This is a genomic window from Cohnella candidum (assembly GCF_003713065.1).
In the GTDB taxonomy this organism is placed as follows: Bacteria; Bacillota; Bacilli; order Paenibacillales; family Paenibacillaceae; genus Cohnella; species Cohnella candidum.
Genome location: NZ_CP033433.1, coordinates 3244275 through 3259805, shown reverse-complemented (window position 1 = coordinate 3259805; position 15531 = coordinate 3244275). Strand labels below are relative to the sequence as shown.

Genomic DNA, 15531 nt, shown 5'->3' with positions numbered 1-15531 from the left:
CGTGGCACCGCCATTTTGATTATTTTCCCCGTCTGCTTGTCAGGCTCGTCATGCTAGTCTGCATAATTGGTCAAGTCCCCTCATAGACATGAACCATGGATTAACCAATGTGATGAGGGGTGGAGCGAATGCGTCGACGGATCCCGTGGATCGTTGTCGCCGTCATGGTGTTGACCGCTATCCTTTCCGGATGCGGGAGCAAAGACGCGACTTCGATCGTCAAGGACCTGGACAAAGTCATGGGCAAAATGGAAAGTTACCAAGCCAGCGGAACGATGACCCTGCACACCGGACAGCAGCCGTTGAACTACAAAGTGGAGGTATGGTATCAGAAGCCGAAGTTTTACCGGATCGCCCTCACGAACGAGAAACGCGACATTACCCAGATTGTCCTGCGCAACGACGACGGCGTGTTCGTGCTCACGCCGAGCTTGAACAAGAGCTATCGCTTCCAAAGCGACTGGCCGGATAACCAAGGCCAAGTTTACCTATACCAGACGCTCGTGCAAAGCATCCAGATGGACAACTCGAGGCAGTTCGCCACGGATAAGGACGCTTATGTCTTCGACGTCATGGCCGGCAACTACCAGAACGGCTCGTTCGCCCGCCAGAAAATCTGGCTGTCCAAAGACGACTATGCACCCAAGCAGGTCCAAGTCACGGACACGAACAACAACCTGATGGTCGAGGTGAATTTCGACAGCTTCGATTTCGGGAAGAAGTTTGACGCGAACGCCTTCGACATGGCCCGGAACATGGGGAAAACTGCAGACGAAAGCGGGCAAGCGAGCGGACAAACGGACGTTCAGCCCTCCGCTTCGCCTTCCGACGAAGGAGCGATGGCTCCGGCAGCGGACGACGCGAAAAATCCGGACGGCCAAGCCGCCGAGGAAACGCTGTCCGTCGTCGAGCCGGATCCGGATGCGCTGCCGCAAGGCGTCAGTCTGAAGGATACGAAAGACGTTCAGCTGGGCGAGGAATCGGGCTTCATGCTCCGCTATACCGGCACGTACGATTTCACGATCACGGAACGAGTTCCGAAAGCGGAAACGGTCATGGGGCAAGAAGGAATGGTGCTGGATCTCGGATTCACGGTGGGCTTGCTGACGGGCGATACGACGAAGACGCTCACGTGGACCTACGGCGGGGTCGAGTATCGGCTCACGACGAACGATCTTCCGCAAGAAGACATGGTGAGGGCGGCCCAATCGATGGTCGACGCCTCGGGTAAATAAAGCCAATGCCGGAGCCGGAGCGGAAACGCCCGGCTCTTCCTGTGTCCGCCTGCCCCGGCAGGAAAACGTTGCATGCCCCGAATCAATTGACACTGCCCCCCTCACCCGGTAACATTACGGTATTGTAGATTGCACCGGAGAGAGGGTGAGCGGAACGTGGACTCCTATTACAGGCCGACCGTAGCCGAGATTTCTTTGGATGCCTTGGGACGAAACATCGCCTCTTTCCGCCGCCGGCTGCCGGCCGGATCGAGGCTGCTGGCATCGGTGAAAGCGAACGCTTACGGGCACGGAGCCGTGGAGACCGCCCGAGAAGCGGCCGCGGCGGGGGCGGACTATTTGGGAGTCGCGTTTCTGGACGAGGCGCTGCAGCTGAGAAGAGCCGGCATTGAGACGCCAATCCTCGTGCTTGGCTTCACGCCGGCCAGCGGCCTCGCGATCGCGCGCGATCAGGGAATTACCGTGAATCTGTATCGCGAAGACATTTTGGAGGCGGCCGCGGCGCTGCCTCCCTCGGACAGGAAATTGAAGGCGCACGTGAAAATCGATTCCGGAATGGGGCGGCTCGGCCTGCTGCCGGGACCGGCGGCGGAATCGTTTCTCGAACGCGCTTTTCGCGTGCCGCAGCTGGAAATAGAGGGCCTCTTCACCCATTTCGCGCGCGCGGACGAATCGGACAAATCCTACACGCAAATGCAGGCGGAAAGATTCGGTCGCGTAGTCGAGTACGTCCGTCGACACGGGCTTCCGATTTCGATCATCCATTCCGGCAATAGCGCGGCGGGCATTGATCTGCCGGGACACGTCGGCCAGATGCTTCGGCTCGGCATCAGCATGTACGGCCTGTATCCGAGCGACGAAGTGGACCGCGGCTCCGTAGAACTGGAACCGGTCATGACGCTGAAGACGGAACTCGTTCACGTCAAAAGGCTGGCCGCCGGGGAAGGCATCAGTTACGGAACCCGTTACTTCACGAGCCGGGAGGAAACCGTCGGCACGCTGCCTTTGGGCTACGCGGACGGCTTCAGCCGGATGCTCGGCGACCAGGCGGAAGTGCTGGTCCGCGGACGCCGGATGCCGGTGGTCGGGCGGATCTGCATGGACCAATGCATGGTGCGGCTGGACGGGGATGCGGAGACGGCGCTGCCGGGCGAGGAAGTCGTGCTCATGGGGCGCCAAGGTGACGCCGTTATCTCGGCCGAGGAAATCGCCGCCAAGCTGGGGACGATTCCTTATGAATGGATTTGCATGGTCGCGAACCGCGTGCCGAGGGTGTACCTCAAGAGCGGTGAAGTCGTGTCGGTGGTTAACCCGCTGCTGGGGTAGTTTGGCAGTGCCTTTTTTTCGCGTTTGGGCAGGAAATCGACCGCTCGTCGCGAATGCTTACGGGAAAGGCCGTATAGAATGAATCTGTGACATGCATACTGGAAAATAGGTTCGGGGCTGGAAAATCTTTGGGGGTGCTCGTTCGGTGGCCAATTACCAACATACGAAACGCATTATGATCAGTTTGCCGGATCATCTGCTGCGCGAAGTCGACTTCGTCGTGGAGAAGGAAAATACCAATCGCAGCGAAGTGATCCGCCAAGCGATGAAACAATACTTGGTGGAGCGCAAGAAACGGATGATTCGCGACGCGATGCAGCGCGGGTATTTGGAAATGGCGAAAATCAACCTGAACATGGCATCCGAAGCTTTCCACGCCGAAGAAGATGCCGAAAGCACGCTCGGGCGCCTCGTTAGCGGGGTGTAGCCCTTGATCGTCAAGCGCGGGGATGTTTTTTACGCCGATTTGTCGCCGGTCGTCGGCTCGGAACAGGGCGGAGTGCGCCCCGTGCTGGTGATCCAGAACGATATCGGCAACCGCTTCAGCCCTACGGTCATCGTGGCGGCCATCACGGCGCAAATCCAGAAAGCGAAGCTTCCGACGCACGTCGAGATCGAAGCGAAGACGCACGGGATGGAGAAGGATTCCGTCATCCTGCTGGAGCAGATCCGCACGATCGACAAGCAGAGGCTGACGGACAAAATCACGCACCTCGAGGACGACACGATGCGCAAAGTGGATGAAGCTTTGCAGATCAGCGTCGGTTTGATCGATTTTTGAATACTTAAATGCGAAGACCGTTCCGGATCGTCCGGAACGGTCTTTTTGGCGTGACCGCTCGTAACGGTGAATAAATTTCGGCCGAAATTTTAGACGCCGTCACAAACTTAGGCCGGCGGCCTTTCCGCGGGCGGGACCGGGAGATAAGATGGAACAAAACGTGAAGCCCCGGGGAAGGCAGGTCATTCCATGAGCATTGAAGCATTGAACGAACGGGTGAAAACCGACCTTGCCTATCTCGCGTTCGGCGGGGCGGACTGGGTGCCGCTCAAGGCTCGCGAGGACGGCCATGTATACGACTGCGTCATCGTCGGCGGAGGGCAATGCGGCCTCGGAGCCGCTTTCGGCTTGCTGCGGGAACGGGTTTCTAATTTGCTTGTGATCGACGAAAACCCGGAAGGCTATGAGGGTCCTTGGGACACCTATGCCCGCATGGTAACGCTGCGGACACCCAAGCATCTTACCTCGGTCGACCTGGGCATTCCCTCGCTGACGTTCCGTTCCTGGTGGGAAGCTCAGTTCGGTCCGGAAGGCTGGGAAGCGGTGACGAAAATCCCCCGAAAGGACTGGATGGACTACTTGCGGTGGTATCGCAAGGTTCTCCGCTTGCCGGTCGTCAACGAGACGAAGCTGAGGCTGATCGAACCTATGGAAGACGGCATCTACCGTTTGCATATCGAAGGGAAGGGCGCGCCGGCGGACCGGCTGCTCACCCGCAAGGTGATTCTGGCTACCGGCATTCAAGGGGGAGGCGAATGGCACGTGCCCGCCATGATTGCCGATCGGCTGCCGCGCAGCCTCTACGCGCATACTTCGGAGGAGATCGATTTCGGGAAACTGAAGGGGAAAAAGGTGGCGGTGCTGGGCGGAGGCGCCTCGGCGTTCGACAACGCCAATTACGCGCTGTCAGAGGGCGTGGCCGAAGCGCACGTTTTCGTCCGCCGGAAGGAGCTGCCGCGCGTCAATCCGATCCGTCAGATGGAATCCTCCGGCATGATCGAGCGGTTCCACAACTTGTCCGACTCCGATAAATACGCCGTCATCTCGCATTTTTTCAAATATAACCAACCGCCGACGAACGATACGTTCGAACGGGCGGCCTCGTGGCCCGGATTCCGCCTTCACTTAGGCTCTCCATGGCTGAGCGTCGATTCGGCGGGCGAACTTGCGGAGGTGACGACGCCTCAAGGGAAGTTCGAATTCGATTTTCTCATCGTCAGCACGGGCCTGCTCACCGAACCTGCCTTGCGGCCGGAACTTCGGCTCGTGGAAGCGGACATCGCCCGCTGGGGCGACCGTTATCAGGCACCGGAAGGGGCGGCGAATCCGGTGCTCGACGCGCATCCCTATTTGTCGCCCGGATTCGCGTTTACCGGGCGCGGAAGTGACGGGTCATCCAACGTGCGGGGGCTGTTCGCGTTTAATTACTCGGCTTTGCTCAGCTGCGGTCTTTCGGCTTCCGCGCTGTCGGGCATGAAGTTCGCGATTCCCAAGCTGGCGGCGGCCGTAGCCGATCAGTTGTTCCTGGACGAGCGAGATCGGATTTTAGGCGGCTTCTTCGCTTACGACGAACCCGAGTTCATCGGCGAATGGCCGAAGAAGGCGTAAGAGCCTGTCTTGATTTCGGGTTACCCGACTTGCATAATAGGGGAAGAAAATTTCCCTGACTTCGGCGAACGCCTCGTGCGTCCGCCGATCAAGGGCTCTCCCGCGGGAGTGCCCTTTTGGCGCGGGTTAAAGGAGAAGAAAATTCACATGACCGAAGCCATAGACGCGGCCGCCGCCAAGGAAGCCGCCGAGCGCACGGTCCGGCAAATCGCCGGGGAACTCGGCTTGTCCGCCGGGCAGGTGCGCACGGTAGCGGCGCTGCTCGACGAAGGAAACACGATCCCGTTCATCGCGCGCTACCGCAAAGAGATGACGGGAGAGCTCGACGAGAACCAGCTCCGCGCCATCGAGGAACGGAGAAATTATTTGAAAGGGCTGGAGGACCGCAAGAACGAGGTCATCCGGCTGATCGGCGAGCAGGACAAGCTTACGCCGGAGCTGGAAACCGCCATCCGCAAAGCCGTCAAGCTGCAAGAGGTCGAAGACCTCTACCGCCCGTACCGTCAGAAGCGCAAGACGCGCGCGAGCGTGGCCAAGGAGCGCGGGCTGGAACCGCTGGCGGAATGGCTGCTGTCCCAGCCGCGGCAAGGCGACCTGCACGCGGAGGCGGCCAAATACGTGGACGAGGGCAAAGGCGTGAACGCTCCTGAGGATGCGATTCAAGGCGCCATGGATATCTTGGCCGAATCGTGGGCCGACGATGCGGACATCCGCCGCTGGGTCCGCAAGTTTACGTGGGATCAAGGCATCTTGCACAGTAAAGCCAAGGATTCGGAAGCCGAATCGGTGTACGAGATGTACTATCAATACAACGAGCCGGTCAAACGGCTGCCCCCGCACCGGGTGCTGGCCATCAACCGCGGCGAGCGGGAGGATGTGCTTGGGGTCTCCATCGACGTCCCCGTAGAACGCGTCGTAGAGGAGCTGCACCGCCGCATCCTTCGCGGCCCGTCCGTGGCGCGTGAAACGCTGGCTGCAGCCGCCGAGGATGCTTATAAGCGGCTCATCGCCCCCTCGATCGAGCGCGAGCTTCGCGGCGAACTGACGGAGAAAGCCGAGGAGCATGCGATCGGCATCTTCTCCGAGAACCTCCGTAACCTGCTGCTGCAGCCTCCGGTCAAAGGCCGGGTCGTGCTGGGCGTAGACCCGGCCTACCGGACCGGCTGTAAGCTCGCAGTCGTCGACGAGACCGGCAAGCTGCTCGAGGTCGCCGTGACGTATCCGACACCCCCGCACAATAAGAAAGCGGAGGCCGAAGCCGTCTTCAAGCGCATCATCAGCCAATACGGCGTGCAACTGATCGTTGTCGGCAACGGGACCGCATCCCGCGAGACGGAACAGTTCGTCGTCGGCGTCATCAAGTCGATACCGGAGCGCAACCTGCAGTACCTTATCGTGAATGAAGCCGGCGCCAGCGTCTACTCCGCGTCCAAGCTGGCTCAGGAAGAATTCCCGGACCTGGACGTCGCCGAACGGAGCGCCGTGTCGATTGCCCGCCGGCTTCAGGATCCGCTGGCCGAGCTGGTGAAAATCGAACCGAAAGCGATCGGGGTCGGCCAGTACCAGCATGACGTCACGCAAAAACGGCTGGACGAAAGCCTCTCCGGCGTCGTCGAGTCGGCGGTCAACCATGTCGGGGTCGACGTGAATACGGCATCTGCTTCATTGCTCTCCTACGTCTCCGGGATCAACGGGACGCTGGCCAAAAACATCGTGAAAGCGCGGGAAGAGCTCGGCAAATTCTCGGACCGCAAACAGCTGCAGAAGGTGCCGCGCCTCGGCGCCAAAACGTTCGAGCAGTGCGTCGGTTTCTTGCGGATTACGGACGGCGCCAACCCGCTGGACCGCACGCCGATCCATCCCGAAACTTACGACGTGGTTAAAAAGCTGCTGCGCGAGCTGGGACTGGACTTGAGCGCGATCGGGACGGAGCCGCTCAAGGAGAAGCTGCGCGGGCTCAAGGCGGAAGAGATGGCGGAACGGCTCGCGGTAGGCGTCCCGACGCTCCGCGACATCGTGGACAGCCTCATGCGTCCCGGACGGGATCCGCGCGATGAGCTGCCTCCGCCGATTTTCCACACCGACGTGCTCGATATCGAGGATCTGAAGCCGGGCATGGAGCTCCAAGGCACCGTGCGCAATGTGGTCGATTTCGGAGCCTTCGTCGATATCGGCATCAAGAACGACGGGCTGGTCCACATCTCCCAGCTCAGCGACAAATTCGTGAAGCACCCGACCGAGGCGGTGGCCGTCGGCGATACGGTAACCGTCTGGGTGCTCAGCACGGACCTTAAAAAAGGCCGCGTCAGCCTGACCATGAAGAAACCGCGGTAACAAGCGCCTGCGAACACCCGAAACCTTCTTGCCAACCTGCCGGCGGCGGTCGATCAGCCGGCTTCGGCTTAGGCTTGGCGGGTTTCGGGTTTCGTGGTACAATGCAGGAAAATCGGTAGGAAACCGGCATCATCAACGTGACCCTGCGAAGGGAACGAAAACATAGAGGAGAAGCGACATGAATCCGGAAAAATGTACCGGGAACCACCATCCGAAGTGGTTCGGCTTGGCGCTGCAGGCACTGGTCATTTTGTCGAAGGAACAAATCCAGACTTGCCCGAGCGGAGAGCTGGCGGAGCACCTTCAGTCCGAAGCGACCCTGCTGAGGCGGATATTAGCCGTCCTCGCTCGCGAGGGAATCCTGGAGACCCGCGAAGGCAGAGACGGCGGATACCGCTTGAAGAGGAATCCGCGCTCGGTGACGCTGGCCGAAGTTTATACCGCCCTGCAAGTCGGCGATCCGCTCTGCTACGGCATCAAGGAGACGACGGGCAGCCATCCTTTCGGGCTCGAGATGAAGGCGGCGTTCCAAGAGCTGACCCAAGAAATGAACCAAAGCCTCAAGGAAGTGCTGAGCCGCTACACGGTGGCGGATTTGGCGGAACGAACCGAAGGCGGAAACGCCACGGTGCCGGCGATTGACATCTTGAATTAACGGCCGTATACTGTAATCAAACAAATTACAGTACGGCCTTTTTTATTGCGTTTAACTGTGTGATTTCTTACTCAGTAAGTTTATGCCGCCTTTAACTGTGCTCTGATTATAACAGTTTGGCGCGGCATGCCCTTAACTGTGCCGGGGAATACTCAGTATATGCGGCAATATCGCCGGGCCGTGCCAGAGGAGGATTCCCATGTCCACAACCGCGACGCCGTCGCAGCAATCGTCCTTTATCGACGTGATCCAAAGCCGTCATTCCGTTCGCCAGTACGACCCGAATTTCGTCCTCTCGAGAGAGGAAATCAAGGAACTGCTGACGCTCGCTTCCCAAGCGCCTTCTTCTTCCAACATGCAGCATTGGCGTTATCTCGTGATCGATTCGCCGGAGCAGAAAGAACGCCTCCTGCCCATTGCCAACAATCAGCATCAGGTCGTGGAGGCGTCCGCCACCATCGCGATTCTGGCGGATACGGAAGGATACCGGAACGCGGAGCGGATCTACGGTCAAGCGGCTGAAGCCGGCTATATGGCGCCAGACCTCGCGAAGTCCTTCGCGGAGCGGACTTATTCGATGTACTCCTCGCTGCCGTACGAAAGGGCGCGCGAGATCGCGGTGGTCGACGCCAGCCTTGCCGCTATGCAATTGATGCTCGTGGCCCGCGCCAAGGGTTACGACACGGTTCCGATGGGAGGTTTCGACCGCGAGAAGTTCATCGAGGCGTTCGGCCTGGGCAAGCGGTATGTCCCGGTCATGCTGATTCCCGTCGGGAAGGCAGCCAAGGCGGGGCATCCTACCGCTCGTCTTCCGATCGAGGAAGTCGTTTTCTGGAACGAAGTGAAGTAAACGAAATAAAGGCCCTGGATCGCCGGAGGAGGCGATCTGGGGCCTTATTTACGATCGGATCTCCATCATCGATCAGGGAATCAGGCTTGCGCCGCCAGCGGAGTCTTTCGATTTCTCCGGCTTGGCGCGGTAATAAAACCAGCAATCGTTGAGTAGACGGATTTGCCGGCGGTCTTTTTTCTGGAACGCTCTCATCAGCTGATTGCTGAGCCACTGCGGCATCGAAATCGTCCTCCTCCCGTCGTTTCCTGTAGTCTTAACATATGGGAGGAAGCGCGCCGTCGTGCAGGTCCGACAAGCGGATTAGACGGCAGCCTTCGTCAGAGCAATCCTTCTTCTTCGTACCATTGTTCCAGTTGGGCTTGGAGCGCCCGGATTTCCGTGAGCAGCGATACGAGCGGATACGCTTGTTCGCGGATGGACGCGAAGGATCGCTCCAGCTCGTTGATATAGGTCAAGCCGCCGATCGGCACGATGGACTCGTCAAGCACTTCCAAGCCCCGGCATTCCGCCACGGCTTTCGGAAGAACGGGCACGTTGTCGGCGGTCAGCTTGGACAATTCCTTATGCAGCCGCAGGTTCAAAGCGCTCAATTGGTAAGCGTGGGAGGCGGGCATTTCCACGAACTGAAGTCCCCCGTCCTCTTGCTGGAACAACACGTAAGACATGTCGGGCATAGCGGCGATTTCTCCTCGTATTTCTTCATTTTGCTACTTGACAGTTTAGCCCAATGAAAGCCTACAATTCAAGTAGTTTCGGGAAGGGGGAGGGAACGGGAATGGAAGACGCCGAGCTGCAAAAATGGGTGGAGAGGGTGTCGATCGCCTTCTTCGGACTCCCCTTCCGCCACCGGGCGACGTTTAACGCCAGGCTGAGAACGACGGGCGGGCGGTATTTCACCAAAAGCCACAACATCGAAATCAGCCCGCATCAGCTGGCGGTTCATGGGGAACAGGAAACGGAAGCGATCATCAAGCACGAGCTGTGCCATTATCATTTGCATCTGCAAGGCAGAGGGTATCAGCATCGGGACGCCGATTTTAAGGAACTGCTCGTCCGCGTCGGCGCCACGCGGCATTGCCGGCCTTTGCCCGGAGCGTCCCGTACTCTCCCCGTCAAGTATCTGCTGGTTTGCCGGGAATGCGGACAGGCTTATCCCCGCAAGCGCAAGACGGATCCTCGCAAGTACGCCTGCGGACGGTGCAGAGGGCGTTTGAAGCTGCTGGCCGCCGAGCCCGGCACGCTGCCGGGGAAGCTCGGGAGCGGGCGTTGATGGGAGCAATTTCGGGAGAATAATTTTGGCAATAAAAAACCTGTCCCGATTGCTTGACTTCACTTTGGGATCATGTTAAATTAATCAATGTCACTTTTGAAATGTTCCCTGATAGCTCAGTTGGTAGAGCACACGACTGTTAATCGTGTTGTCACTGGTTCGAGTCCAGTTCGGGGAGCCATATGGAGAGGTACCCAAGAGGCCGAAGGGGGCGCTTTGCTAAAGCGTTAGGGTGTAACAGCCGCGAGGGTTCGAATCCCTCTCTCTCCGCCAGTTATTTCTTAAACAGTGACGATGAACGAAGAGCCTGTTCGGCCAAGTGCCGACAGGCTCTTTTTGGTTTATTCAAGCAAACATGGACGTAGACGGCTGGGTAGACGAAGACGGCCAGTAAGGCGAGATCGAAGAGCTGCCCGACTGCTGGTTTCGGGACGGGGAGAGCAGGGGCGTCAAGGGATTGTCCCGGCCCAGGATCCGATCCCGGAGCATGGATGCGGCGATCATGCTATATACCGTGCCGTTGCCGCCCACGCCGAGTGCGTGGAAGATGCCCGGCTGCTCGGCATGCTCGCCGATCATGGGCAAATCGTCGGCCGATTCGCCGAACATTCCGCACCAAGCGTGCTCCGCCGTCCAGTCTTGCCGGGGGAAGAGCTCGCGCAGCTGGGCGAGAAGGCCCTCCGTCCGGTCTTGCAGGATTTTGGCGTCGCATCCGGTATCCGGCATCGCCTCGTCCGAGCCGCCCGCGAGGATCCGTCCGTCAGGCGTCGTCCGGAAGTAAAGGTAGGGGCGAGCCGTTTCCCACATCATATAATGTTCCGGCCATTCTTCGGGGATTTGTCCCGGCGGCGTGACCAAAGCATAGGTGCGTTTCAGAATCGGCGCGGAAGAAGCGGCCTGCGTGACGATGCCGGGCAAGTAACCGGTCGCCTTCACCACATGCTCGGCAACGATTTCCCCTTCCGCGCAAAGGACGGTGAATTTGCCGTTCAGGCGTCCGACCTCAAGGACGCCCGTGTTCTCGAACACCTGTACTCCGCGTTTGGCCGCGTACGAGACCAAGGCGTGGGCCATCCGGACCGGATTCATTTCCGCGTCTCCATGGGTGACCAAGCCGCCGGCTTTGACCTTGGCGAATTCACCGCCGACTTTGCTCGGAATTCCCCAGGTGACGGGAAAATCGTGCTTGCGCAGCATGGAGTATTCGCGAATCAGCTTGGCGACGTCATCCTCGCAGGAAGCGCAATACAGGCTGCTGCGGGTATAATAGCCGATGTCTTCCCCGGTGTCCGCGGATAACTGGGCCAACGCCACGACCGCTTTGCGGCATGCCTGGTAGAAGCGTACGGCATCGTTCTCGCCGATCCGGTCGATGAGATCGCTGAGCATGACATCGTTCGCGAATTGCACGAGACCGGTGTTGGCCGCCGTGCTGCCCGAAGCGATATGCTGACCTTCGATTAGAACGGCGGGGACTCCGTGGCGTGCCAAGACGGCCGCGCAGATGGCGCCCGTGATGCCGCCGCCGACGATCGCGACCTCCGTGGAAATCCGTTGCTTTAAAACGGGGTAGGAAGGAGCGGTGGACATCGTTTTCGGCCAATATAAAGTACCGTCGTGCAGATGGCGTGGTTGGCGAGCGTGTGTCATGGCGTTATCCTCCCCCATTTTCGTCTGATAATTACGCTTAACCGCAATGTTTCAGGGCTGAAACGCGGCTGGCAAGAATAGGAAAACAGAGCGTGGGAGCCGTGATTTTGCTGACAGTTATTGGACATAAAAAAAGTATGCCAAAATGCTTGCCTTCGCCTTGGGATTCAGATATAATCAGTCATGTCGTCTGAAACGGGGCACGATGAAAGCCGGAGTCGAAAGCCCGTATGGCCCGTTGGTCAAGGGGTTAAGACACCTCCCTTTCACGGAGGTAACAGGGGTTCGAATCCCCTACGGGTCACCATGCGAGCCATTAGCTCAGTTGGTAGAGCACCTGACTTTTAATCAGGGTGTCGAAGGTTCGAGTCCTTCATGGCTCACCAGTTTTTACTCCGATTTCACTCTGGATCGGACGACAAACCAAATATGCGGTCGTGGCGGAATGGCAGACGCACCAGCTTGAGGGGCTGGCGGGAGCAATCTCGTGGAGGTTCGAGTCCTCTCGACCGCACCATACTTAATATGAAGAAACCCTTGCGCGAAGCAAGGGTTTTTTGTTTGTGCTTCGCTGTTTTCCAATCATTTTTAAACATCGAATGTGAGCAAAGTAGAAGTCCGATCTTCCTGAAGATGATATAATACCTTCACCAATTACAGCGTTGCGAAGGGGCAGGTCATTTGTTCAAGCCAAACGGGTTGAAACTATGCGTTCTGGCGATCGTTTTTCTTTTATCCGCCTGCTACGGAAACGGAACGGACAAGACGGATTCAACAAACCGACCTTCCGACCGCTCGACAATCACTAGCAATGCCAAGATTACGCTAACGTTCTGGAGGAATTCAGGTAACGAATCGGAGAATAAAGCCTACGAAAAATTGGTATCCGCTTACCTGGAAAAACATCCGGAAATCACGATCGACATGACTTTGATTCCTTACGCCGACTACGACACGAAGCTGCGCACGTCGATCGCTTCCGGCAATTTTCCGGACATCATGGCGCTTGACGCCTCCAACGTCGCGTCTTTCGCCCATGCGGGAGCGCTGCTCCCGCTGACTTCCTATATGCGAAAAGACGGCCGGATGGACGATATACCGGCGTCGACGCTGGCTACCTATACGTATAAGAACGAAGTATACATGGCGCCGCTGAACGAATCATCCATCGCTTTGTTCTATAATCGGAAGATGTTCGAAGAGAAAGGAATCCCATTCCCGTCCGCGGACCCGGAGATGCCCTGGACATGGGATCAGGTGCTGGAAGCGGCGCGGAAGCTGACGGATCCGTCGAAAGGCGTGTATGGCATCGATCCGGCTCAAGGCTTCCAGAACGCGGGAGCCACGGCCTATTTCAAGTACCCGATCATTTGGCAATTCGGCGGAGAGGTCATGAGCCCGGACGGCTCCACGGCAAGAGGGTACCTGGATTCCCCGCAAACGAAAAAAGCGCTGCGCTTTTACTCCGACTTGTATAACAAATACAAGGTTTCCGCTCTCGAGTATCCGGCGGATCCCTTTCCCAACGGGTATCTCGGCATGACGATCGAAGGTTCGTGGTCGCTCTCCTATTTTGCGGAGAAATTCCCGGATTTCAAATTGGGAAGGGATTACGACATCGCTCCGCTGCCGAAGGAAACGAGACAGGCGGTCGCGAACGGAAGTTGGGCGCTTGGAATTTCATCCCGAAGCAAGTACGCCGAGGAAGCCTGGAATTTCGTGAATTGGGTGACCGGGCCCGAAGGCCAAGTGATGTATTGTTCCATCACGAACGATATTCCCGCCCGGTATTCCGCAGCTCTGCAATTCCCGGAGTTAAACAAATATCCGAAAAACATTTTCGTCGTCCAGAACCAGAAGTTCGGACGCCCGCGTCCCGTCACGCCGATCTTTCCGCAAATGTCGGAAGCGATCAACAAGGTGTTCGAAGACGTTACGATCGGCAAGAAAGATTTGGACGAGACCGTTGAAACGGCGATCCGGAAAATCGACCGGGACTATGCGCAAATGCTGTCCCAGTCCCAATAGGTGACCTTATGTTCTACTCCTTGCGAAGCCGATTGATGCTGATATTTTCCGTCTTACTCATTGTGCCGTTTACCGCGGGCATCTTTATTCTGAGCAATGAATCGGGCAAGCTGCTTCAACGACAGATCGAGACGTCGACCACCCAGACGATCGACCAGTTCGCATCCCACGTCGCTACGCTGCTGAAGCAGGTGGAAGATATCGGTACCCAGGTCATGAGCAATCGAACGACGCAAGAATGGACCGCCATGCAGTTGAACGCGGATACGACCCAAGCCGATCGCGTGCTGGCCAAGCAAAGAATGCGGGAGTTCTTCTCGTCCTATGCGGTTAACAATTCGAACGGAATCACGATCAGCGCGTTCACGGAAAGAACCGGCGGCTTGTGGACGCAGGACAACAGCTATTTGCTAAGCGAATGGTATTCCCAATACAAACAGAAAAACATCCGTTGGACGAATGCCCACAAAGATCCCGATCAGGCAGACCTGATCATGACCGCCCGGGAAGTAAACAGTTTCCTGCTGCCCCTCGTGAACCTGCAGTCTCTGAGAGAGGTCGGTTTCGTCAAAATCAATTATCCGACGGACGTGCTGAAGGACGCGATCGAGAAAATCCGGTTCGGGGAGACGGGCAGAGTGTTCCTGCTCAGCCTCGAAGGGAAGAGCGTGCTCGGCCAAGATTTCGGAGGAAACCGGGAGATCGTGCAAAGCGGCTTGGCCAGCATTCAAACCCAGTACTCGGAACAGACGAGCGGCATCATCCCGATACAGCGGGAGGGCGTACGGTATTTGGTGTTCTTCCGGAAGCTGCCCGACCAGGACTGGATGATCGTCGGCGAGGTGCCGAAGGTTGAATTGTACCGGCAGATCGGCAACATCCGGCAGACGCTGCTGCTTGTAAGCGCCGCCCTGCTGCTGGTCGTCGTCATCGTCGCTTTCTGGATTTCCTCCGGCATCACGAAACCGCTCAGCGCGATGGCGAGGGCGATGAAGCACGTTGAACGAGGGGAATTCGGCGCGGCCGTCAAAATGATGCCGCGAGTCCGCCGCGGCCATAGCGAAGTCGGCTTCGTCACGCGGGTATTCGAGAGGATGACCGACCGGCTGAGGTATCTCATCGAGACGGAGTTCGAAACGAACATGCGGCGCAAAAACGCCGAGTACAAAGCGCTGCTTCTGCAAATCAACCCGCATTTCTACAATAATACGCTGGAGATCATCAGCGGGCTTGCGGCCATGAAACGGGAGGACCTCGTCATGGACGCGACGGAAGCGCTCGGCAAAATGATGCGGTATTCGCTGAATCTGAACAACGACCTCGTCCGCGTGAAAGAAGAAACGGACTACTTGCGCGACTACCTGTTTATCCTTAAGCTTCGATACGGAGATAAACTGACCGTCACGATGGAAGAGGACCCCGCGGCCGACCGTCTTCGGATCCCGAAATTCATCCTGCAGCCGCTCATCGAGAACGCCGTTAAATACAGTTTGGAAAAGGACGGCGCTGCCGTGGTCTCCGTGACGACCGCCTTGGAAGACGACCGGCTCCGGTTGACGGTTCGCGACAACGGGATCGGAATGTCGGCCGAGTTGGTTCGCGACCTTATGGCGGAGGTCCGCGCAAGCGAATCTGCGAGCATACTGAACAGCGAAGGTTACAGCATAGGGCTGCGAAACGTTCTGTCCCGCTGTAGGCTTTCGTACGGGGATTCCTTGCGGTTCCAATTGGATTCGAAACCGGGCGAGGGAACGGCGATGACGTTGGATCTGCCTATCGTACGGGGGTGAC

The 15531-nt window shown here is 57.9% G+C and carries 14 protein-coding genes and 5 tRNA genes; 16 read left to right on the top strand and 3 right to left on the bottom strand.

Translation table 11 applies throughout. The features are described 5' to 3' along the window. Window positions 1–128 precede the first annotated feature (128 nt). From EAV92_RS14920 to EAV92_RS14885, 8 genes are all read left to right on the top strand, one after another. Complete coding sequence (locus EAV92_RS14920; protein WP_123041836.1) at window positions 129–1235, top strand: LolA family protein; 1107 nt, start codon at window positions 129–131, stop codon at window positions 1233–1235. A gap of 156 nt (window positions 1236–1391) precedes the next feature. Continuing rightward, a complete protein-coding gene (alr, locus tag EAV92_RS14915; RefSeq protein ID WP_123041835.1) occupies window positions 1392–2561 on the top strand; it encodes an alanine racemase in 1170 nt (389 codons plus the stop codon). A gap of 145 nt (window positions 2562–2706) precedes the next feature. Continuing rightward, a complete protein-coding gene (locus EAV92_RS14910) occupies window positions 2707–2988 on the top strand; it encodes a CopG family ribbon-helix-helix protein (protein WP_123041834.1) in 282 nt (93 codons plus the stop codon). 3 nt (window positions 2989–2991) lie between these two features. Then, window positions 2992–3342 (top strand): type II toxin-antitoxin system PemK/MazF family toxin, encoded by a 351-nt coding sequence (locus EAV92_RS14905; RefSeq protein ID WP_123041833.1) that lies wholly within the window; start codon window positions 2992–2994, stop codon window positions 3340–3342. 189 nt (window positions 3343–3531) lie between these two features. Continuing rightward, window positions 3532–4950 carry a flavin-containing monooxygenase gene (locus EAV92_RS14900; protein ID WP_123041832.1) on the top strand — a complete coding sequence of 473 codons (1419 nt, stop codon included), beginning with the start codon at window positions 3532–3534 and terminating at the stop codon, window positions 4948–4950. 147 nt (window positions 4951–5097) lie between these two features. Then, on the top strand, window positions 5098–7284 hold the full coding sequence (locus tag EAV92_RS14895) for a Tex family protein (RefSeq protein WP_123041831.1): 2187 nt from the start codon (window positions 5098–5100) through the stop codon (window positions 7282–7284). Between the two features lie 178 nt (window positions 7285–7462). After that, a complete protein-coding gene (locus EAV92_RS14890) occupies window positions 7463–7939 on the top strand; it encodes an Rrf2 family transcriptional regulator (RefSeq protein WP_123041830.1) in 477 nt (158 codons plus the stop codon). A gap of 199 nt (window positions 7940–8138) precedes the next feature. Beyond that, a complete protein-coding gene (locus EAV92_RS14885; protein WP_123041829.1) occupies window positions 8139–8789 on the top strand; it encodes a nitroreductase family protein in 651 nt (216 codons plus the stop codon). A gap of 72 nt (window positions 8790–8861) precedes the next feature. Here EAV92_RS14885 and cmpA read toward each other — a convergent pair whose 3' ends face one another. Continuing rightward, on the bottom strand, window positions 8862–9011 hold the full coding sequence (gene cmpA / locus EAV92_RS14880) for a cortex morphogenetic protein CmpA (RefSeq protein ID WP_123041828.1): 150 nt from the start codon (window positions 9009–9011) through the stop codon (window positions 8862–8864). A gap of 98 nt (window positions 9012–9109) precedes the next feature. After that, entirely contained in the window at window positions 9110–9466 is a 357-nt protein-coding gene (locus EAV92_RS14875; protein ID WP_123041827.1) for a hydrolase/acyltransferase, read from the bottom strand. A 101-nt stretch (window positions 9467–9567) separates the two neighbouring features. Between EAV92_RS14875 and EAV92_RS14870 the strand changes: the two genes are divergently transcribed. The 3 genes from EAV92_RS14870 (at window position 9568) to EAV92_RS14860 (ending at window position 10335) form a co-directional block, all read left to right on the top strand. Beyond that, entirely contained in the window at window positions 9568–10062 is a 495-nt protein-coding gene (locus tag EAV92_RS14870) for a SprT family protein (protein WP_123041826.1), read from the top strand. Window positions 10063–10167: 105 nt separating this feature from the next. Continuing rightward, a tRNA-Asn gene (locus tag EAV92_RS14865) sits at window positions 10168–10243 on the top strand. A 3-nt stretch (window positions 10244–10246) separates the two neighbouring features. Next, window positions 10247–10335 (top strand) — tRNA-Ser (locus EAV92_RS14860). Window positions 10336–10407: 72 nt separating this feature from the next. Here EAV92_RS14860 and EAV92_RS14855 read toward each other — a convergent pair. Further along, on the bottom strand, window positions 10408–11712 hold the full coding sequence (locus EAV92_RS14855) for an NAD(P)/FAD-dependent oxidoreductase (RefSeq protein WP_164472788.1): 1305 nt from the start codon (window positions 11710–11712) through the stop codon (window positions 10408–10410). Between the two features lie 232 nt (window positions 11713–11944). On the opposite strand from EAV92_RS14855, the gene EAV92_RS14850 reads away from it, so the two are divergent. The 5 genes from EAV92_RS14850 to EAV92_RS14830 all read left to right on the top strand — a co-directional run bounded on the left by EAV92_RS14850 (window position 11945) and on the right by EAV92_RS14830 (window position 15530). Beyond that, window positions 11945–12019 (top strand) — tRNA-Glu (locus tag EAV92_RS14850). A gap of 3 nt (window positions 12020–12022) precedes the next feature. Then, a tRNA-Lys gene (locus tag EAV92_RS14845) sits at window positions 12023–12098 on the top strand. A 45-nt stretch (window positions 12099–12143) separates the two neighbouring features. Next, window positions 12144–12229 (top strand) — tRNA-Leu (locus tag EAV92_RS14840). Between the two features lie 164 nt (window positions 12230–12393). Further along, window positions 12394–13740, top strand: a complete 1347-nt coding sequence (locus tag EAV92_RS14835; protein WP_241158282.1) for an ABC transporter substrate-binding protein — start codon at window positions 12394–12396, stop codon at window positions 13738–13740. A gap of 35 nt (window positions 13741–13775) precedes the next feature. Further along, window positions 13776–15530: a cache domain-containing sensor histidine kinase gene (locus EAV92_RS14830; protein ID WP_241158281.1), complete on the top strand. Its 1755-nt coding sequence runs from the start codon at window positions 13776–13778 to the stop codon at window positions 15528–15530. Window position 15531: the final 1 nt, after the last annotated feature.